This is a genomic window from Novimethylophilus kurashikiensis, assembly GCF_003112435.1.
Classification (GTDB): Bacteria; Pseudomonadota; Gammaproteobacteria; order Burkholderiales; family Methylophilaceae; genus Novimethylophilus; species Novimethylophilus kurashikiensis.
In genome coordinates this window covers 285,777-306,634 of record NZ_BDOQ01000003.1, presented here as the reverse complement: position 1 = coordinate 306,634, position 20,858 = coordinate 285,777, and the positions used below count along the sequence as shown (strand labels likewise).

Annotated in this window: 18 protein-coding genes; all 18 read left to right on the top strand. The window is 59.4% G+C overall.

All coding sequences use genetic code 11. The annotated features are described in order from the left end of the window. Nucleotides 1–71 precede the first annotated feature (71 nt). A complete protein-coding gene (locus NMK_RS04975) occupies nucleotides 72–977 on the top strand; it encodes a TorF family putative porin (RefSeq protein ID WP_227871371.1) in 906 nt (301 codons plus the stop codon). 66 nt (nucleotides 978–1,043) lie between these two features. Continuing rightward, on the top strand, nucleotides 1,044–1,703 hold the full coding sequence (locus NMK_RS04970; protein WP_109014656.1) for a hypothetical protein: 660 nt from the start codon (nucleotides 1,044–1,046) through the stop codon (nucleotides 1,701–1,703). Next, on the top strand, nucleotides 1,700–1,987 hold the full coding sequence (locus NMK_RS04965; RefSeq protein ID WP_109014655.1) for a hypothetical protein: 288 nt from the start codon (nucleotides 1,700–1,702) through the stop codon (nucleotides 1,985–1,987). Before NMK_RS04970 ends, NMK_RS04965 begins: the two co-directional genes overlap by 4 nt. After that, a complete protein-coding gene (locus NMK_RS04960) occupies nucleotides 1,984–2,691 on the top strand; it encodes a type 1 glutamine amidotransferase (protein ID WP_109014654.1) in 708 nt (235 codons plus the stop codon). The genes NMK_RS04965 and NMK_RS04960 overlap by 4 nt, the downstream gene beginning before the upstream one ends. A 10-nt stretch (nucleotides 2,692–2,701) precedes the next feature. Beyond that, nucleotides 2,702–4,705: a methyl-accepting chemotaxis protein gene (locus NMK_RS04955; protein ID WP_109014653.1), complete on the top strand. Its 2,004-nt coding sequence runs from the start codon at nucleotides 2,702–2,704 to the stop codon at nucleotides 4,703–4,705. A gap of 60 nt (nucleotides 4,706–4,765) precedes the next feature. Continuing rightward, nucleotides 4,766–5,314 carry a formaldehyde-activating enzyme gene (gene fae, locus NMK_RS04950; RefSeq protein ID WP_109014652.1) on the top strand — a complete coding sequence of 183 codons (549 nt, stop codon included), beginning with the start codon at nucleotides 4,766–4,768 and terminating at the stop codon, nucleotides 5,312–5,314. A gap of 17 nt (nucleotides 5,315–5,331) precedes the next feature. Then, on the top strand, nucleotides 5,332–6,153 hold the full coding sequence (hutG, locus tag NMK_RS04945; protein WP_109015066.1) for an N-formylglutamate deformylase: 822 nt from the start codon (nucleotides 5,332–5,334) through the stop codon (nucleotides 6,151–6,153). A 48-nt stretch (nucleotides 6,154–6,201) separates the two neighbouring features. Then, entirely contained in the window at nucleotides 6,202–7,371 is a 1,170-nt protein-coding gene (locus NMK_RS04940; protein ID WP_109014651.1) for a trans-sulfuration enzyme family protein, read from the top strand. 368 nt (nucleotides 7,372–7,739) lie between these two features. Continuing rightward, complete coding sequence (gene folE2, locus NMK_RS04935) at nucleotides 7,740–8,537, top strand: GTP cyclohydrolase FolE2 (RefSeq protein WP_109014650.1); 798 nt, start codon at nucleotides 7,740–7,742, stop codon at nucleotides 8,535–8,537. Beyond that, entirely contained in the window at nucleotides 8,534–9,667 is a 1,134-nt protein-coding gene (gene ribBA, locus NMK_RS04930) for a bifunctional 3,4-dihydroxy-2-butanone-4-phosphate synthase/GTP cyclohydrolase II (protein WP_109014649.1), read from the top strand. Before folE2 ends, ribBA begins: the two co-directional genes overlap by 4 nt. A gap of 8 nt (nucleotides 9,668–9,675) precedes the next feature. After that, on the top strand, nucleotides 9,676–10,740 hold the full coding sequence (locus tag NMK_RS04925) for a DMT family transporter (RefSeq protein WP_109014648.1): 1,065 nt from the start codon (nucleotides 9,676–9,678) through the stop codon (nucleotides 10,738–10,740). Continuing rightward, nucleotides 10,737–11,030, top strand: a complete 294-nt coding sequence (locus NMK_RS04920; RefSeq protein ID WP_109014647.1) for a hypothetical protein — start codon at nucleotides 10,737–10,739, stop codon at nucleotides 11,028–11,030. The genes NMK_RS04925 and NMK_RS04920 overlap by 4 nt, the downstream gene beginning before the upstream one ends. Nucleotides 11,031–11,298: 268 nt before the next feature. Then, the gene (locus NMK_RS04915; protein WP_109014646.1) at nucleotides 11,299–12,051 is read left to right on the top strand and encodes an FAD-binding oxidoreductase; all 753 of its coding nucleotides are present in this window, start codon (nucleotides 11,299–11,301) and stop codon (nucleotides 12,049–12,051) included. 284 nt (nucleotides 12,052–12,335) lie between these two features. Further along, entirely contained in the window at nucleotides 12,336–14,015 is a 1,680-nt protein-coding gene (locus tag NMK_RS04910; protein ID WP_109014645.1) for an APC family permease, read from the top strand. A 220-nt stretch (nucleotides 14,016–14,235) separates the two neighbouring features. Continuing rightward, nucleotides 14,236–16,428 carry an oxidoreductase gene (locus NMK_RS04905; protein WP_109014644.1) on the top strand — a complete coding sequence of 731 codons (2,193 nt, stop codon included), beginning with the start codon at nucleotides 14,236–14,238 and terminating at the stop codon, nucleotides 16,426–16,428. A gap of 88 nt (nucleotides 16,429–16,516) precedes the next feature. Beyond that, nucleotides 16,517–18,649 carry a heterodisulfide reductase-related iron-sulfur binding cluster gene (locus NMK_RS04900; protein WP_109014643.1) on the top strand — a complete coding sequence of 711 codons (2,133 nt, stop codon included), beginning with the start codon at nucleotides 16,517–16,519 and terminating at the stop codon, nucleotides 18,647–18,649. Further along, nucleotides 18,633–20,012 (top strand): DUF2336 domain-containing protein, encoded by a 1,380-nt coding sequence (locus tag NMK_RS04895; RefSeq protein ID WP_146187128.1) that lies wholly within the window; start codon nucleotides 18,633–18,635, stop codon nucleotides 20,010–20,012. The genes NMK_RS04900 and NMK_RS04895 overlap by 17 nt, the downstream gene beginning before the upstream one ends. Before the next feature lie 51 nt (nucleotides 20,013–20,063). Then, nucleotides 20,064–20,858, top strand: a complete 795-nt coding sequence (locus NMK_RS04890) for an electron transfer flavoprotein subunit beta/FixA family protein (RefSeq protein WP_109014641.1) — start codon at nucleotides 20,064–20,066, stop codon at nucleotides 20,856–20,858.

Genomic DNA, 20,858 nt, shown 5'->3' with positions numbered 1-20,858 from the left:
GGCAATGAAACCGTCACGCGTCTCGCACCGCTCCCATTGATGTGCGCCGACTATGATTGAAAGGTTAAAACATGTTTCAGAAATTGATTCCCGGCGCCATGCTGGTCGCCGTTTCTGCTGTCGCTGCAGGTAATGCTTTTGCCGAGGATGCTGCCGCTCCGGCGGCGGCTCCCGCTGCTGCTGCGCCTGCGCCCGACTGGACTTTTCCGGCCAGTATTTCCTTTGTCACCGACTACATTTTTCGCGGCCAGTCCCAAACCTGGGGCAAGCCGGCAGCGCAGTTCGGCATTGAGGCGGATCACAAGTCCGGTTTCTATGCAGGCTTCGCCGCCTCCAACGTGAGCGATCAATGGCTGCCGGGCGCCAACCTGGAAACCGACTTCTACGGCGGCTTTCGCGGTGCTATTCCTGCCGTTGCCGACCTGAGTTTCGACGTTGGCGGCATCTATTACTACTACCCCGGCGCCAACTGGAGCGATTCCGGTTTCCAGCCTGATCGCGGCTATCCAGTCACCAAGTCCAATTCGTTGAACACCTTCGAGATTTACGGTGCGCTGACCTACAAGTGGCTAACCGTGAAGGCCGGTCGCACCCTTACCGAATACTGGGGCTGGAACAACAATAATTCCGGCGTCGGCGGCGGTTTCAATGGCGATGTGAACGCGGGTATCAAGCCCGGCGGCGACACCAAGGGTTCGTACTACTACGAAGCCGATGCGGCTTACGAAGTATTCCCGACCTGGACGGTATCCGGGCAATTGGGCCGGCAGATCATTGCCGACTCCAACGGCCTGGATATCAGCTACTGGAAACTGGGTGTCACCAAGGGCTTTGCCGGCGGTTGGTCTGTGGGTGCGTTTTATTCCGGCACGAACGAACCCGATGCCTACAAGGACTTCCTGAGCTTGCGCAACACCACCTCCAAGTCGGACATCGCGAGGGACACCGGTTTCGTGGTCCTGACCAAGAGCTTCTGAGGTGAATAGCAGGGGCGCTCGGCAGAAGTCTTGCATCGAGCGCTCCTCAATCTGGCGACGTTAAACATGACTCTGATGACATTGGGACTGTTGGTTGTTTTCGCTTCCGTGTTGGGCTGGATGTACTGGCGCAACCGTCGCGACACTTTGTCGGCCCGCGGGCACTTGCTCAATGAATGCGCACAACTGCTGGAAGGTGCCGTCATTACGCGCAACGAAGCCGGCTACGCCATGTTGGAAGGGCGCTACCGGGGATATCCGGTGCGGTTGACCCTCGAGGAAGACCATATCGCGCCGCGCAAGATACCTTCGTTGTGGCTGCACGTGACAGTCGAAGGCCGTAATAGCGCCTGGGGCACGTTGGACATGCTGGTCAGGCCGCAGAATATCGAATTTTATAGTCCGTCCTGGCATTGGGACGGCAGCGTGGAGCCCTTGCCGAATTGGCCGACTCATGCGCTATACAAGACTTGCAGCACCCCGCCCGACCTCAAGTTGATCGACCCGGCCGTACGGTTGTTCTTTGCCGATGAAAAAGCCAAGGAATTGCTGCTGACGCCGCAACGCTTGCGGATGACTTATCAAGCCAAGCAGGCGGAGCGCGGCGATTACTTGCTATTGCGTGCCACCACGTTCGATGCCCAGCCGCTACCGAGCCAGGCCATCGCCGGGCTCGTTGACCAGGCAGTACAACTGCGCTGCAAACTGGAAGGAGCAACCGCATGACGACGGCTGAAAAATCCTTGAGACCGCCCTTGCATCCGCTGCTGGTGCTGGTGATCGCGATGTTCCTGCCGGGTGTCGGGCAGGTGATCAACAACACGCCCACGCGCGGCCTCATGATGCTGTTCTTCATGCTCATGCTGGGGGTGGTCACGTTCAACCTGGCAGCCCCCGGCGTTTCTATTGTCGGCAAGTTCGCCGGCGGCTTGTTCATCTATGCGCTCTCGGTCATGGACGCTTATTACTGGGCCAAATACCGCTGGGAGAAATTCAGGCGCAGCGTATGAAACCCGTCGGCATCATTCGTTTTTCTCCCACGGAGGGGCCGGGCTACCTGTCGAAATTCCTCAATGAGGCAGGAATTCGCTGGCAGCTCATCCGGATCGACGCGGGCGAGCCGCTGCCGACGGATTGTTCGGCTTATGCCGGCATCGCCATGATGGGCGGCCCCATGAGCGTCAACGATCCCTTGCCGTGGATCCCGCCGCTGCTGGCATTGATCAGGGATGCCGTGCGCAAGGATATCCCGCTGCTCGGACATTGTCTGGGCGGCCAGATGATGGCCAAGGCGATGGGCGGCACGATCACCAACAACAAATGCATGGAAAAAGGCTGGCATGCAGTCGAGGTGTTGCCTCAACCGGAAGCTCGGCAATGGTTCGGCGGCATCGAGCGTTTTACCACGTTCCAATGGCACTACCAGACCTTCAGCATTCCACCCGGCGCCATGCAAATCCTGCGCAACGACTATTGCGAAAACCAGGCGTTCACCCACGGCCCGCACATCGGTTTTCAGTGCCATATCGAGATGACGGTTGAAATGGTGCGCGAATGGTGTAAAGGCGAGGACCCTGTGATGGCTCGGCCGGTCGAAACACCATCGGTGCAGTCGAACATGGAGATTCAGCAAGACTTGGAAACGCGGATTGCAAGCCTGAATCGCTTGGCTGCAAGCGTCTATACCAGATGGATCGAAGGATTGAAGAAGTGAGAGTCGGCTCATGAACATTCAAATCAAAACCTTCCGTATGAAAATCGTCCTGGCTGCGGCAGCGATCATGCTCGTCAGCTACCTTTTACTGCTCGGGTTCATGACCACTACCCGAACCAACGAAGCCAGGCAGAGCGGTCTCGATATGGCGCAGCAGATCGCCAAGACCGAGGCACAGCGCATCTCGCAGCGACTTTCCCTGGCCATGGCGGTTGCCCAGGATTCCGGTAACGCCATCCTCGGCCTCCGGAAAAGCGGCGTGCGCGACAGGCGTACGACCAACGACATCATCGAAGCCACCTTGCGCGAGCATCATGAAATCCTGGCGCTTTATACGGGGTGGGAAGCCAACGCCTTCGACGATGCGGACGCACATTTTGCCAACCAGCCGGGGTCGGACGCCGCCGGACGATATATGCCGTACTGGCACTACGACGGCGAGAAGATCGTCGTCGAGCCCTTGGTCGACTACGATAAGGAAGGGGCCGGGGATTATTACTTGCTGCCCAAGAAACAGGGCAAGCCGGTATTGATCGATCCTTATATCTACACCGTCTCGGGTGTGCCTACCCTGATGACGTCGCTGGTGGTGCCCATGGTGGAAAACGGCAAGTTCGTAGGCATCAGCGGGGTCGATATCGGACTCAAGAATTTCCAGGGAGAGTTAAGGACAATCCGTCCTTTTGAGAGCGGCTTTCTCAAGCTGTATTCAAGCCAGGGCACCTATATTGCGACCCCCGAAGATGCCAGTGTGGGCAAGGCTGCCAGTGAGGGCGATCTACCCCAGGAGGCCAGGGCCATGCTGAAACAGGGCAAGTCGTTTCAATATATGAACGACGGCACCGCGCATTTTCTGGAGCCTGTGATGGTTAAAGGGGTCGAGTCGCCATGGATATTGGAGGTGACCGTTCCGCTTGCCAAAATATTGGAAAAATCGGCCTCGGATCGCAACAAGTCGATGCTCATCGCATTTGTCAGCCTACTGTTGATGATCGGCGGTTTGATTTTCCTGCTCGATTACCTGACCCGGCCGATTCGCAAGATGCGCGACGCCATGTGCCAGCTGGCCGACGGCAGCGGCGACCTCAGTTCGCAGCTCGCGGTGGAAAGCCAGGATGAAATCGGCGAAACCGCATCTGCGTTCAACGAATTCATCGGCAAGCTCAGGCAGATGTTCCTGGAGGTGCGCGGAGAAATCCAGGACTTGAGCAAAGGCATCAGCGAGCTAAGCAACGCTACGGCCGAGATCACCGAGAGCTCGCACCGTCACGCCGACATCTCGCGTGAAAACTCCGCCACCCTCGAACAATTGACGGTGAGCATCGCGCATGTCGCCGACAATGCCAGGAACGCGGATGAGATGAGTCGCCAGGCGGGCGATTCTGCCGCGGCAAGCGTCGATACGGTGCATCGAGCATCCGATCTTGTCGCCAAGGTGTCGGCCGACATGGATGCATTGAGCTCGACCATGAAGGATCTCGCCGGGCGTTCGCACGATATTCAAAGCATCGTCGGAGTCATTCGCGAGATTTCCGACCAGACCAACCTGCTGGCGCTCAATGCTGCTATCGAGGCCGCCCGTGCCGGGGATGTGGGGCGGGGATTTGCGGTCGTTGCCGATGAAGTGCGCAAGCTTGCCGAGCGTACCGCGCAAGCAACGGTAGAGATCGGCGAAATGATCGAAGGCGTGCGGCAGGATACGATGCGCGCGGTCGGCAACATGGAAGCCGCGGGCGATGCCGTTGGCCAAAGCATGCGGCAAGCGTCCGACGCTTCGGACGAAATCCGCAGGATGCAGGAAACGTTGCAAGGCGTGGTGATCGTCATGGCAGATATTGCCAATGCCACCACCGAGCAATCGGTCGCGGCGTCGCAAATGGCGCAGGCGGTCGAGCGGGTCGACAACATGGCCCAAACCACCAACGAAAGTATGTCGGGTGCCACGCGCACGCTGCACGAGCTGAACGAACGTGCAGCCGAACTCTTTCGTATCGTCGGGCAGTTCAAGCTATGACGAGACTCCTGATTAAGTAACTTTAATTTTTTACCAAAACCAACCTTTTTGAGGACAATGATGAGCGACAAGATTTACATGAGAGTGGGCGAAGCACTGGTAGCTGGCGGCCCTGCGGGAACGGCAGCCGAGCCCGAAGTGGCAATCGGCGAGATGAGCGGCCCCATGGGAACGGCATTCGGCACCTTGCTGGGCGACCAGGTCAAGGGACATAGCCGCGTGCTCGCTTTGTTGAATACGGACGTCATGATTCGTCCTGCGACCATCATGGTGAGCAAGGTCACCGTGGAAAGCAGCCGCTACACCAATATCCTGATGGGAACGGTGCAGGCGGCAGTGGCCAACGGTGTGCTCGATGCCGTCCGCAACGGCGATATCCCGAAGGAAAAAGCCAACGATCTGGGCATCATCGTCTCGGTCTGGCTCAACCCCATCGTGGTCGAGCAAAAAGATCTGGACCACAGGATTCTGTTCAATATCCACCGCGAAGCCACCGCCAAGGCGATCCACAAGGCGATGTCGCATGAGCCCGATATCGACTGGCTGCTCGAGAACCAGGAAAAAATCGTGCATAAGTACTTCCAGATGGGCTTGGACGGCAAGCTCTGATTAATGCGTCGATGACCATGAGCGAGCAAACGCTTCCGTCCGAGCCCGTGTTCCTGCTGCGGCAGGGCGGGAGCCCGCTCGTGGTCTCGATGCCCCACACCGGGACTTGTCTTCCTCCCTGGCTTGTTCCGCGCTTGCGGCCGGAAGCCCTGGCACTCCCCGATACCGACTGGCACCTCGATATTCTCTACGATTTTCTGGAGACGCTCGATGCCACCGTGCTTGTCGCCACGCATTCCAGATATGTCATCGACCTGAATCGGCCGCCGGACAATGCCAGCCTGTACCCGGGCAAATCCACGACCAACCTCTGCCCGTTGGATGGCTTTGATGGCGCACCGCTGTATAAGGCTGATGCGGCGCCTGACCTGGACGAAATCGCAGAGCGATTGGAAGCCTACTGGTGTCCTTATCATGATCAATTAAAGGCTGTGCTGCAGCGCGTCAAGGCGCAGCATGGCTATGCGCTGTTGTGGGATGCCCATTCCATCCGGGGACGCGTCCCCCGGTTTTTCGACGGAGAGCTTCCCGATTTCAATATCGGCACGGCCGATGGGCAATCCTGCAATGCCTTGTTGGTCGAACGTCTCACCGAAGTGCTCCAGCGCCAGGATCGATATTCCTGGGTCGTGAACCAGCGGTTCAAAGGAGGGTACATCACCCGCCACTACGGCAACCCGATTGAAGGCGTCCATGCAGTTCAAATGGAGATGTCGATGAATACCTATATGTCGAGGACGCGTGCCGATCAGATCGATCCGGCCTCGGCGCAGCAGGTGAAAGGCGTGCTGCGGGCGATGCTGGAATCCATGCTCGAATGGCGCCCAGGCATGACTTGAATGACGACTTGAATTGTCGGCTTGAATGGAAAAGCAGAGGAGCTAAACATGGCTAAGGACGGAAAAGGAACAGCGACCAGAATGATCCATGGCGGGGCCATCAAGGATGCGCTCGGCTCGCCGCATTTGCCGCTATACGACACCACGACCTTCAAGTTCGATACGACGCGCCAGCTGCTGGATGTGGTGGAGGGGCATCGCGAAGGTTTTCTCTATACCCGCTACGGGGCCAACCCCACCATCCAAGACCTCGAGGCCAAGCTCGCCAGCCTGGACGATGCGGAGGCCGCCTTGGTCTTCTCGTCGGGCATGGCCGCGCTGTCGGCCTTGTTTCTGGCGCACGGCCGTCGCGGCATCGTCTGCATCGGCGATGCGTATGGCGGCACCCTCGAATTGCTTTCGGAGCAGCTCCCCGGGCTGGGATTTTCGACCTACCAGCTTTTCGCCTCGGATTTGCAGCAACTCGAGCAGCTGCTCGCCGACGGCGTGGGCATGGTGTTTTTCGAAACGCCTACCAATCCTCGCCTGGAACTGCTCGATATCGAAAAAATTGCCACCATGGCCCACGCCCATGGTGCGCTGGTGGCCGTGGATAACACCTTTGCCACACCGATCAACCAGCAGCCTTTGAAGCTGGGCGCGGATATCGTCATGCAAAGCGCTACCAAATACCTGGGCGGTCATAGCGACCTGACAGGCGGGGTATTGGCGGCAACCCGGGCCTTGCTGGCGCCGGTACGTCCCTGGCGCAAGAACCTGGGGCAGATGCTGGCGCCCGAAACCGCGCATAAGCTTTCGAGAAGCCTGGCGACGCTGACCTTACGAGTCGAACGCCACAACGCCAATGCCCTGGCTATTGCCCGCTTCCTGCAAGCGCATCCATCCATCACCCGCGTCTACTATCCCGGATTGCCGGATTCTCCCGATTACGCATTGGCTGCACGACAGATGCGCGGGTTCGGCGGCATGGTGACCTTCGAGGTTGACTCTACCAAGCGGGATGCTGGCGAGGTCGTGGAGCGCTTCAAGATCATCAGCCTGGCGCCGAGCTTGGGCGGGGTCGAAAGCCTGGTGACTCAGCCGGTCACCACTTCGCACCACGACATGAGCGAGGAAGAACGTGCGCGACGCGGCATCAGCGAGAGCATGGTACGCCTATCGGTAGGGCTGGAGGATGTGGTGGATTTGATCGCGGATCTTGAGCAGGCGCTGGCTTGAGCCATGCCGGTTTGATGAGTGCGCGTAGATATACGGCTAAAGAGTAAAACGGCTAACCCCAAGGGAGTAATCCTTAGTTGGAATTGTGCCGAGTGCTAGCCAGGCTGAATAATTCACCCCAAGTTGGTTAGCTTTGGAAGCTCAGAGCCAATCGGCTTGTCTCCTCTCTTAACCAGGAATGGTTAAGGTTTGAGAAGGGGGTCGGGAGCGCGCGCATCGGTGTACGTCTTAGCAGTCCGTAGCGACTCGGGTTGTGACAATGTATATCCCATGACCCCCTTCGCTTTTTTAGAGAGGCGTCGGTTTGCGGCTTTAAAAAAGCACGGCGGCGCTGAACCGGAAATCAGTTGAATGAGTGGGGCAAACAAATGAATCAAGTCGTCGACTTTCCTATAGAAGATGTCCAGGGCATGGTGGATACACGGCATCTTGCCATCGACAAGGTCGGTATCAAGTCCATGCGTCACCCGGTCAAGGTCAAGGACAAGAGCGGCGGCGTGCAGCACACGGTGGCGATGTTCAATATGTACGTGCATCTGCCCCATCACTTCAAGGGCACGCATATGTCGCGCTTCGTGGAGATGCTCAACGTCAACGACCGCGAGATTTCCATGGAGAATTTCGAATCCATCCTGCGCGAGATGGCCCATCGCCTCGAAGCCCAGTCCGGGCTCATCGAGATGAGTTTTCCCTACTTCATCAACAAGTCGGCCCCAGTGTCCGGGGTGACCAGCCTGCTGGACTATGACGTCACCTTCATCGGCGAGGTCAAGAACGGCGAGTACAGCATCACGGTGAAGGTCCTGGTCCCGGTCACCAGCCTGTGCCCATGCTCCAAGAAAATTTCCAACTACGGCGCGCACAACCAGCGTTCGCACGTCACGGTAACAGCGAAGATCAACGAGTTCATCTGGGTGGAAGACATTATCGGCTTGGTGGAAGGCCAGGCGTCGAGCGAGCTGTACGGCTTGCTGAAGCGCCCGGACGAGAAATACGTGACTGAGCTGGCCTACGACAATCCCAAGTTCGTGGAAGACATGGTGCGCGACGTCGCGGCCCAGCTCAATGAGGAACCGCGCCTCGGTGCCTATACCGTGGAATGCGAGAACTTCGAGTCCATCCACAATCACTCGGCCTATGCGGTGATTGAGGGCAAGCAGTCATGAACGACATCAATCCAGCATTTCTGGGCTTCGACGGGCTGCTGGCCCCCGGCATCAGCCCGATTACCGAGATCATCGAGGACATCCGCGCCGGCAAGATGGTCGTGCTGGTGGATGAGGAAGACCGCGAGAATGAAGGTGATTTGGTGCTCGGTGCCGAGTTCGCCACGCAGCAAAACATCAATTTCATGGCCAAGCACGGGCGGGGGCTGATTTGCCTGACGCTGACGCAAGACCGTTGCGACCGTCTCGGCCTGTCCCCCATGGTGCAGCGCAACGGGACGCGCCTGGGCACTAATTTCACGGCGTCGATCGAAGCCGCGCATGGCGTCACTACCGGCATTTCCGCGGCCGACCGCTCGCATACCATCCTCACCGCGGTGGCCGCCGAGGCACGTCCTGAGGATATCGTCAGCCCCGGGCATGTGTTCCCGCTCATCGCGCAAAACGACGGCGTGCTGGTGCGTGCTGGCCATACCGAGGCCGGCTGCGATCTGGCCCGCATGGCGGGGCTCGAGCCTGCCGCCGTGATCTGCGAGATCCTCAAGGACGACGGCAGCATGGCGCGCTTGCCCGACTTGCGCGAATTCGCCGCGGTGCACGGCCTCAAGATCGGCACCATCGCCGACCTGATCCGCTACCGGAGCGAGAACGAAACCCTGGTGGAACGTGCAGCCGAGCGCGTGATCGAGACGGCCCACGGCGAGTTCAGGCTGATCGCCTATCATGACCGGACCGCCGACGAAACCCACCTCGCGCTTGTGAAAGGCGAGCCGGTGCCCGGTGAGGAAATCCTGGTGCGGGTGCACGAACCGCTGTCGGTCCTCGATCTGCTCGACGGCGACAGCCAGGCCCATGCGTGGAGCGTGCCGCAAGCGATGCGGACGATCGCGGCGGAAGGCTGCGGCGTCATCGTGCTGTTGCGGCGCCCCGAGGGCAATGGCGATTTGATCGACCGCGTGCGTTTTGCCGGCGAGCCGGTTCGGGTCAAGCACGAGCTGCGCGACTACGGCATTGGTGCTCAAATCCTGCGCGATCTCGGCGTCACCAAAATGCGCCTCATGACGGCGCCTCGCAAGATGCCGAGCATGGCCGGTTTCGGCCTGGAAGTGACCGGTTTCCTGAACGTTTGAGCGATGGTATGAGCAACGCCCTGGAACTGGCTATACACCGGCATCATGCTCGCAACCAGCGCTGGGGCTTCATGTGGGCGCTATGGACGGCGGTGCTATGGGGTGCCTGGTATGTGCCGGGAACCGCGCTGTGGTACGAACAGCCCTTTTCGCTGATTGCCGCAGACGATCAATCGCTACGGTTGGCCGCGACCGCGGTAATGACCTGGATCCATGCCATTACCGTGATGCTGTTCCTGTTGTTGTGGAACGGCGTGCTGGGCAAGGTTCGCGATTATGGGCGGACCATGGTGCGCTTTCGCAAGATATCGAAGTGGTATGCGCTGGCCTCCCTGTTCGGCGGGCCGATGGCGATTTTCGGTTCCTACATGGCCATGGGCTACGTCGGTCCGGTGTTCGCGGCGATCACCTCGCTGTTCTACCCCGTGGTCGGGGCAGTGATTGCCACGCTTTGGTATAAGGAAAAAATCTCCCGCCAGGCCGCCATCGGCATGAGCATCATCATCCTGGGCGGCATGGTCATCTACGGACCGGGGCTGCTGGGCGAGATGGATCTTTCCGGCAGCCATGCCTGGCTGGGGTATGTCGGCGGCATCATGTCGGCGATCGGCTGGGGAGCCGAGGGGGCGGTCGCAGCTCGTGCAATGGACGTGACCGATCCCGACGTGGGCATTCAATGCCGGTTCAGCTTCGAGATTTTGTTCTGGGGGCTGTTGATCCTGCCGCTGCTGGCGATCTTTACCGACTTGCCTATCGGTTCGCTGATTCTTTCTACCGTGACGGAAAGCCGAGCCATGTTGTGGATTTTCCTGGCGGCCGCGTGTCACGCCTATTGCTATACCGCCTTCTACAAGAGTTTCAGCCTGATCGGAGTCGGTCGCGGCGAGGCGGTAGGCAATCTGTACGCAGTGTTCGCCTTGATTTTCATCGCGGCGTTTACGCTGCAATTGCCGCAATGGTATTTCCTCGTCGGGTTGGCGCTGACGGTCCTGGGGAGCTTTGTGATGTTCGGCGAGTCGGCGGAATCCGTCGCGCAACTACGTGAGGTCGGTCCTGTGGAGGAGGGGACGTGAAACTGCATCAGAAAGGTTTTCTGCTCGTCGAAATCAGCAAGGCTGCGAGCATTTGGGATAGCGATTTAATTTCCAAGGTCCTCAAGGAATACAACCTCTCGGGCGACTATTGGGTCAACAGCATCCGCGTGGCGCTGGATGAATTGGCGGCAGCAGGTCTCATCGTGCGCGTTTCCAGCCGGCTCGACGACCGTACCCCCACGATACCCGGAAGCTTGCGATTCAACTGGCGGCTCTCCGAATTCGGCCGTTCGCGCATGCGCGATACCGGTTTGCTGGCTTATCCCTGATGTTTGCAAAAGTTCGAAAGGCCGTGCGATGAGCGAGTTCTGGGGCTATCCGAATGCCGATATCCTGGCGGTGATCATCATAGGCGCATGCAGCGGGCTCTGTCTTTACTGCGCCCGGCGCTTTGTCAGCCGCTATCAGTAAAGCAGCTTCCAAGTTCTTACTCCCACGGGATACCACCATGGGAGTACTTCTTCAACACAATTATTTCCATCGCCGGATGCCGGTATCTTGTCCGTTATTCCCAGCAATAGCGACAGGAAATCGGCCATGAAATCGGCACATCCAATCGACCATCGGCTAAAAGCAACCGTCATACGTGTTGCGGAACTTACGCCGGGGATTATCGGCATCAGGCTGTCCTGTCCGGAGGTCTCCGATTACAAGGCAGGGCAATACATCCGCGTGTGGATCGACGAGCACCGGGTCAAGAGCTTTTCACTGGCCAGCGCCCCCAGCATCGACGGCGAATTGCAACTTCACGTCAAGTGCGTTGCGGGTAGCGAAGTCAGCCGCTGGCTGCATGAAGAAATGCGTCCCGGCGACACGTTGTACATCGAGAGGCCGCAAGGCAGGAGTTTTTACACGCCTAGCCGTTTCGACCAGCCTATTCTCATGATCGGCACGGGTTCCGGCCTGGCCCCGCTCTACGGAATGGCGCGCGAAGCCTTGCGGCAAGGTCATCGCGGCGAGATCCATCTTTATCACGGCGTACGCTACCGCGAAGAGCTCTATCTGACGGAGCAGCTGCGCGCCTTATCCAGCCTCAACCGGAATTTTCACTATTCGCCTTGCCTATCGCGCGAGCGGCTGCCCGAACACGGCCAGTACGGAAGAGCTTCCAACCTGGCGTTACAGCAGATCCCGCTATCTTCGCAGTGGCTGGTGTATTTGAGCGGCAATATCGATATGGTGCGCGATGCGGCTCAGGTTGCGGTAGACGCAGGCGTGCCGCCGGAGGCGGTGCTCTCGGATATGGTGCGGCCGGAGGAACTCTGCATCAAGACAGCCCGTGCGGCATGACCGAAGCGCCTTGGATGTCTGTGGCGATCATGCCAAATGGGTATGCTAAAAAAGATAACAAAATCCCATTACCTCTTAAGGAGTAATCCGTAAAGGGAATTGTTGGGGCATGCGGGAAATCCGCAGAATGAACTTAATGCAGAAGTTGTGCATGTCATTTAAAAATATGAAATTTCAAGGGCACCAGGTAACAACGGCGATGTGGGAAGAGGGGGGTTGGGTTTTTTAGGCATCGTCGTCAACCGACTAACGTAAAGGGGTTCAAATTGAAAAATCCACCAGTAATGGACGCGATCACGGCAGACCTTGCCGATGATGTGGTCGCGCAAAATGCAACACTGCATCGCAAGATCGATTGGAAGGGCGCGTTCTGGGTAGCCAGCGGCGTGCCTGCCCTCGTGCTGTTCTCGATCGGCGCGATCGCGGCAACCGTAGGCAAACCGTCGTGGATCGTCTGGATGCTGTCGATCGGCTTCGGCTTCATCCAAGCATTTACCTATGCTGAAATCGCCGGCTTGTTCCCGCATAAATCCGGCGGCGCATCGGTTTACGGTGCTATTGCCTGGGTCAAGTACAGCAAGTTCATCGCGCCGGTCTCGGTCTGGTGTAACTGGTTCGCCTGGTCTCCCGTGCTCGCCATCGGATCGGGCCTCGCGGCGGGTTACATGCTCAATGCATTGTTCGCCCCCGACGCAGTCATCAATACCTGGCAAATCACCCTGCTCGACCTCGGTGCGATCAAGGATGGCCTGGTGCTCCGCATCAATGCCACCTTCATCCTGGGCGCGGCGGTCTTGCTGACGGTGTTCGCCATTCAGCACGGCGGTATCCTGCGTTCCGCCAAGGCGACATTGGTCCTCGGTATCACCGCCCTGATCCCGCTGATGCTCATCGGCCTGGTGCCGATCTTCACCGGCGATATCCCGCAAGCGCACTTCTTCCCGTTCGCACCGCTGGCTTATGACCCTGCCGGTAACGTGATCGACGGCGTATGGGGCATCGAAGGCTGGAAACTGATGGCGGGTGGCCTGTTCATCGCAGCCTGGTCGACCTACGGTTTCGAAACCGCCGTCTGCTATACCCGTGAATTCAAAAACCCCAAGACCGACACCTTCAAGGCCATTTTCTACTCCGGCTTGCTGTGTATCGCAGTATTCACCCTGGTGCCGATCGCTTTCCAAGGTCACCTCGGCCTGGGTCACCTGGTCACCCCTGCAGTTACCGATGCCGCCGGCAAGGTAACAACGCCTGCGGTGTACAACGGTATGCTTGCTCCCGATATCTACAGCGGCATGGGTGTTGCGGCAGTGCTTTCCAACATGCTGGGCGGCGGTAAGTTCATCGGTGGTGTGCTGGTAGTGATGCTGGTGCTCGCGCTCATGCTGTCCATCATGACTTCGATGGCCGGTTCTTCACGTACGTTGTACCAGGCCTCCGTAGACGGTTGGTTGCCCAAGTATCTCTCCCACGTCAACGAACACGGCGCACCGACCCGTGCGATGTGGACCGACCTCTGCTTCAACCTGATTCTGCTGTTGATGTCCGACTACGTGTTCGTGCTGGCTGCGTCCAACGTCGGTTACATCATCTTCAACTTCCTCAACCTGAACTCCGGCTGGATCCATCGCATGGATCGTCCGAACTGGGATCGCCCCTATAAGGCCCCTACGCTCCTGTTGCTGAGCGGCGCATTGCTGGGCTACGTGAATCTGTCGATGATGGGCCTGGGTGCCGATGTGTGGGGCGCCGGTACTCTCAAGACCGGCTTGATCTTCGCTTCGCTGATCGTTCCGGTCTTCATCTACCGTCACTTCGTTCAGGATAAGGGCGTGTTCCCGAAAGCCATGTTGGAAGACATGCACCTGGCCTCCAATGAGACAGGGGTTACCAACCGCGCGGGCATCCTGCCGTACGTAGCCCTCGGTGCAGGCGTACTGGTGGTGTACTTCTTCCACAGCCTGTAACGCAGCAACCTCCCGCCTGTCTTCCCGCAGGCGTGCCTCGAAGTGGGCGGAGCAATCCGCCCACTTTTTTTATTCCCGACTAATTCAGGTGTTCCTGATTTACCCCGTTGGGACAGGCCGACTAACACCTTGGTAGTAAGGCGTAAGGAGAATTGTTGGGCCCCTGCCGCGTGCCGAAAATACCTCTACGTTTAACGAGTACAACCCACAGGAGGAAAAGATGGCACGTGATCCCAAGCATGACATTCTGTTCGAGCCGATCCAGATCGGTCCGAAGACTTTACGCAACCGCTTCTATCAGGTCCCGCACTGCATCGGCGCCGGCTCCGACAAGCCCGGCTTCCAGGCTGCGCACCGTTCCATGAAGGCTGAGGGCGGCTGGGCTGCAATGAATACCGAGTATTGCTCGATCCACCCCGAGTCCGACGACACCCACCGTTTGTCCGCTCGCCTGTGGGACGAAGGCGACGTGCGCAACCTGCGTGCGATGACCGACGAGATCCACAAGTACGGCGCGCTGGCCGGCGTCGAGTTGTGGTACGGCGGCGCACACGCACCTTGTATGGAGTCGCGTGCTACCCCGCGCGGCGCCAGCCAGATCGCTTCGGAATTCGAAACGCTGACCTACTGTAAGGAAATGGACCAGAGCGATATCAACATGGTCCAGCAATACTATGTCGACGCGGCCAAGCGTGCTCGCGATGCCGGCATGGACATCGTCTACGTCTACGGCGCGCACTCCTACCTGCCGCTGCAGTTCCTCAACCCGTACTACAACAAGCGCACCGACAAGTACGGCGGTTCGCTGGAAAACCGCGCACGCTTCTGGCTGGAAACGCTGGAAAAGGTGCGTAATGCGGTCGGCGGCGATTGCGCCATCGCAACCCGTTTCGCCGTGGACACCGTGTACGGCCCGGGCCAGATCGAAGTCGAAGTCGACGGTATGAAGTTCGTCGAACTGGCCGATCCGCTGGTCGACCTGTGGGACGTGGACGTTGGCGACATCGCCGAATGGGGCGAAGATGCCGGTCCTTCCCGCTTCTACCAGCAAGGCCACCAAGTGCCTTGGACCAAGTTCGTCAAGCAGGTTTCCAAGAAGCCGGTGCTGGGCGTCGGTCGCTATACCGATCCTGAAAAGATGACCGAGATCGTGACCAAGGGTTACGCCGATATCATCGGCTGCGCCCGTCCGTCCATCGCCGATCCGTTCCTGCCGAAGAAGGTGGAAGAAGGTCGCTACGACGACATCCGTGTTTGTATCGGCTGCAACGTTTGTATTTCCCGCTGGGAAATCGGCGGCCCTCCGATGATCTGCACGCAGAACGCAACGGCCGGTGAAGAATACCGCCGCGGCTGGCACCCGGAGAAGTTCCAGAAGAAGGGCTCCAACGATTCCGTGCTGGTCGTCGGTGCCGGTCCTTCCGGTTCTGAAGCAGCCCGTGTGCTGATGGAGCGTGGCTATACCGTGCACTTGTACGACAGCGCCGAGAAGGTTGGCGGTCACCTCAACAGCATTGCAACGCTGCCGGGTCTGGGCGAGTGGAGCTATCACCGCGACTACCGCGAAACCCAGCTCAACAAGCTGGTGAAGCAGAACAAGGAATCCGTCATCGCCCTGGGTCAGAAGCGCCTCACCGCCGACGATATCCTGGAGTACGGTGCCGACAAGGTGATCATCGCCACTGGCGCTACCTGGAATACCGACGGCACCAACTGCCTGACCCACGATCCGATCCCGGGTGCCGACGCTTCGCAACCCGATCAACTCACGCCTGACCAAGTGTTCGAAGGCAAGAAGAAGATCGGCAAGCGCGTCGTGATCCTCAACGCCGATACCTACTTCATGGCACCGAGCCTGGCCGAAAAGCTGGCGACGGCAGGCCACGAAGTGACCATCGTGTCCGGCGTACATCTGGCTAACTACATGCACTTCACGCTGGAGTACCCGAACATGATGCGCCGCCTGCACGAACTGGGCGTCGAGGAAATGGGCGATCACTTCTGCTCCAAGATCGAAAAGGGCCGCCTGGAGGTTTACAACATCTGGGGCGACGGTTCCAAGCGTAGCTATCGCGGTCCCGGCGTTGCACCGCGCGATGCGAACAAGACCCATCGCTGGGTCGAGTTCGACTCGCTGATCCTGGTGACCGGACGTCATTCCGAGAATGCACTGTGGAATGAGCTGAAGGCACGCGAAGGCGAGTGGGCTGCCAACGGCATCAAGGGTGTGTACCTGATCGGCGATGCCGAAGCACCGCGCCTGATCGCCGATGCGACCTTCACCGGCCATCGCGTGGCCCGCGAGATCGAAGAAGCCAATCCGCAATATCCGCTGCCGTACAAGCGCGAAGTCGCGGTTTGGGGCGCCCCGCACATGCCGGGCGGCACCTTCAAGATCGAGTACAAGGTCTAGCAAGGAACCTGCCGCCGCGGTTTGCCGCGGCGGCGGTTTTCGATGCTCACAGTTTTTCAGTCACGCAATTTCGAATAGGTAACTCCCCATGAGCGATCCCAGAGAAATCACCCGAGTGCTGTTCGAGAATTTCCAGCCCCAGGCGATCTATTTGTTCTACGCCTTCGGCTATGCGGCGATCGCCGTCTTTCTCTACGGCACCTACGCGCAAATCCGTAAATACCGGCGCGGTCAGCCCGACGGATCGTGGGGCGAACTGCTGCACCGCTTCGGCGACATGGCGAAAACCATGCTCACCCACCGCACCCTAGTCCGCCGCGACAAGTCGGCCGGACGTGCGCACAAGCTCATCTTTTTCGGTTTCATCATGCTGTTCCTCGGTACGGTCACCATCACGCTGGAATACGACTTCACGGCGCGCTTGTTCGGCTGGCACTTCTGGTACGGCAGTTTCTATCTGTGGTTCTCGCTGATTCTCGATTTCGCCGGCGTCGGCGTTATCGGCGGCCTGCTCTACATGATGTACCGCCGCAAATGGCTGCACCTGCCCAAGCTCGACTACACGCGGCCCGATCGTCAGCCGGGTGATCCCGACTACGACCGTAGCGGCTATCGCCGCGAGGACTGGGCCTTCCTGTGGTCGTTCATCCTCATCGCCGTCACCGGCTTTATTCTTGAGGCGACCCGTCTGGTGTGGCTGGCCGATCGGCCTACGGTGTGGGACTACCGCTGGTGGTCGCCGGTAGGCGCTCTCATCGCCCAGGTCATGCAGGGCATCGGCTTCAGTGCCGAAGGTGCAGGCACGCTGCGCAGCGGCTTGTGGTGGTTCCATGGCCTGCTGGCGCTGACCTTCGTCGCCTGCATTCCCTACACCAAGATCAAGCACATCTTCACGGCCTCTGCGTCGCTGATGTTCCGCGATCCGTTGCCGGCACAGCGTCTGCCCAAGGTGCCGGAAGAGCAGGAGAGCGCCGGCTACAAGTACATCACCGACCTCACCTGGAAGCAGTTGCTGCACCTTGACGCCTGCACCAAGTGCGGCCGCTGCCACGAGGCTTGCCCGGCTAATGCCGTCGGTGCCCCGCTGTCGCCGCGCGACGTGATCCTGTCGCTGCGCGAGTTCGCCAACAACGCGATGAGTTCGGGCACCTTGCCGGACAAGGCGGAACTCGACATCCACGGTAAGGACGTGGGCCAGGTCTTCATGGAAACCCTGTGGTCCTGCCGTACCTGCATGGCCTGCGTGGAAATCTGCCCGGTAGCGGTGGAGCATGTGCCCATCATCGTGCAGATGCGCCGCAAGCTGGTCGAGGACGGCGATATGGATCCCATCCTGGAAAAGACGCTGGGCGCGATCCACAAGACCGGGAATTCCTTCGGCGATTCCAAGCGCAAGCGTCCTGCCTGGACCAAGGCGCTGCCGTTCGAGGTCAAGGACGCACGTAAGGAGCCCGTCGATCTGTTGTGGTTCGTCGGCGACTACGCCTCGTTCGACCCGCGCAACCAGAAGGTCACGCAAGCCTTTGCCCGGCTCATGCACCACGCCGGTGTCGATTTCGGCCTGCTGTTCGAGTCGGAAATGAACGCCGGCAACGACGTGCGCCGCGTGGGTGAAGAAGGTCTGTACGAGCTGTTGGCGACATCCAATATCGGCACACTGCAATCCTGCGATTTCAAGTCCATCGTCACGACTGACCCGCACTCGTTCAACACCATCCGTAACGAGTACCCGGATTTCGGTGGCGAGTTCGAGATCCAGCACTACACCACCGTGGTGAAACAGCTCATCGAGCAGGGTCGCATCAAGCTCAAGAAGAAGCTCGATTACCGGGTGACCTTCCACGACCCTTGCCATCTGGGCCGTTACAACAAGGGCTACGACGCACCGCGCGACATCATCAAGATGCTGGGCTGCGAGCTGGTGGAAATGGGGCGCAACCGCGACAACTCCTTCTGCTGCGGTGCAGGCGGCGGCCGCATCTGGATTCCCGATCCGGTCGGTTTGGAAAAGCCCTCGGCCAACCGTATGAAGGAAGCCGGGACGATCGAAGGGCTGCAAGTGTTCATCGTCTCCTGCCCCAAGGACCTGACCATGTTCGAGGACGCGCTCAAGACCTCAGGGTTTGAAGGCAAGTTCGTCGTGCGCGAGCTGATCGAGCTGATCGACGAGTGCATCGAATATGAAGAATGGGAAGACGAGGTTGTTGCTGCTGAGATCTGAGAGCGACGTGCCGACCAGGGTGGAGGATTTAGCCGCCCTGGCCCTGGTCACGGGTGATCTTCATGCCGCGGCTGCCGTGTATGAGGCGGTTTCGCCGAAGTTGCGCGAGCGGTTGGCCGCGATGATGTTCTCCCAGCGGCGCAACGCCTTGATGCTGGCCCGTTGGGAGCATACGCCGCCCTCGGTGCTGGCACGGCTGGCCGGGTATTCGGATACCGCTATTCGCCTCCGCCTTGACAAGCATGCCGGTACGCCGTCGCAGGCCTTGGCCGACCTGTACCGGGACGAAAAACAGATCGCGCTGATTCGCTTGATTGCCCAGCACCGGCAAGCCCCTTCTGACTTGCTGACACGCCTGGCGGCGATCAGCGACGACCAGGAAGTGCTCAAGGCTGTCGCCGGCAATCCGACCGCCGGCTGCGATGCGTTCGAATCCATCAATCGCCGCATGCCGGAAGCATTCGACAGCGACATGGCGGCCAATGCCGCTACCCCTGCAACCGTGCTCGAGGCGATTTATCGGCGCGGTAATGCGTATCTTCGGGCGGCCGTAGCAGGGCATCCGCATTGCCCGTCCTCTGTCATGGCGCTTGCCGCCGAGGAAAACGAGCCGGTGGTACTGAGGCAGGTGGCGCGCGATAGCCGACTTGGCGAGGCTGCCCTCAAGCGACTTGCTGTTCATCCCGATGCCGGCGTACGGCGGGGCGTGGCGAGCAACGTCGCAACGCCGGGTGATGCGATCCCGCAACTCGCTCGCGACGAAGCTGCTCCCGTCCGGCGCTGCATTGCGGCCCGTGAGGATCTCGCGCCTTCGCTCATGCAGTATTTGGCCAACGATCCAGATCATTGGGTACGCCAGTGGCTGGCGCGTAACCCGGCCACGCCGGATGAATTGCTGCAAACCCTGGCGAGGGATGAAGAAACGGAAGTACGCCGTGCGGTCGGACGGAATGCCAGATGCCCGGAGTTGCTATTGACTCAACTTGCGGAGGACAACGACCCCTGGGTCCGGGCCGCCGTGGCGTATCACGCGAACGCCAAGCCGTCGCTGCTCAACAAGCTGGCCGAGGATGATTCGGTCGATGTGCTGAGCGGCGTGGCCTCCAATGCGAACACGTCGCAAACAGTGTTGAGAACCCTGGCCCGGCACCCGGAAGACGACGTACGACGCGGTGTCATCCTCAACCGCAAGGCCGGCCGCAACACGCTACTGCCCTTGCTGCAAGACCCGTATTACCTGCATCGCATGCTGTTGGTCGGCAACGCCGCCTTGCATGCAGAAGATAAATGGGGGCTGCACGACGACCCCGACCCGACGGTGAGATTTGCGGTGTTCAAGTGGTTTGCCGACCGCTGCACGTAAATCCTTTCGTGCCAAGTAGCTATTCTTAAAACAGTCTCTCAGGAGAGAACCATGAAGATATTGGTTGCAGTAAAGCAGGTCGCAGCATTGGACGAGGACTTCGAGTTCCGTGCCGACGGCAAGGACGTGGACGAAGACTTCTTCATCTACGACCTTAACGAGTGGGACGACTACTCGCTCGAAGAAGCCATGAAGATCAAGGAAGCCAGCAGCTCCGAAGTGGAAGTGGTGGTGGTTTCCATCGGCCCCGACCGCGTCGATGAAAGCCTGCGCAAGTGCCTGGCTAAAGGTGCAGATCGCGCCGTTCGCGTGTGGGACGACGCCCTGGAAGGCGCCGATTCCATCGCCATCGGTCGCGTGCTCGCTGCCGTGGTGAAGAAGGAAGCGCCCGATATGGTATTCGCCGGGGTGCAATCGTCCGACCAGGCCTACGGCTCGACCGGTATCTCGACCGCGGCTTACCTCGATTGGCCGCATGCCGCAGTGGTGGCCGAGTTGCAGTACCAGCCCGGCGCCAACAAGGCCGTGGTACGTCGCGAACTGGAAGGCGGATTGTCCCAGGAAGTCGAAGTTGCTTGCCCGGCTGTGCTGACCATCCAGCTCGGTATCAACAAGCCTCGCTACGCGTCGCTGCGCGGTATCAAGCAGGCGGCATCCAAACCCATCGAAGAAATCTCGCTCGGCGACATCGGCTTGAGCGCTGCCGATGCCGGGGCTGATCGCTCCGCCTCGCGCGTCCGCCGTATGTACGTGCCGACCAAGGGCCGTGCCGCCATGATCGACGGCACACCCGCCGAGCAGGCCGCCAAGCTGATTGAGATCATCCGTGAATACAAGGGGGAATGA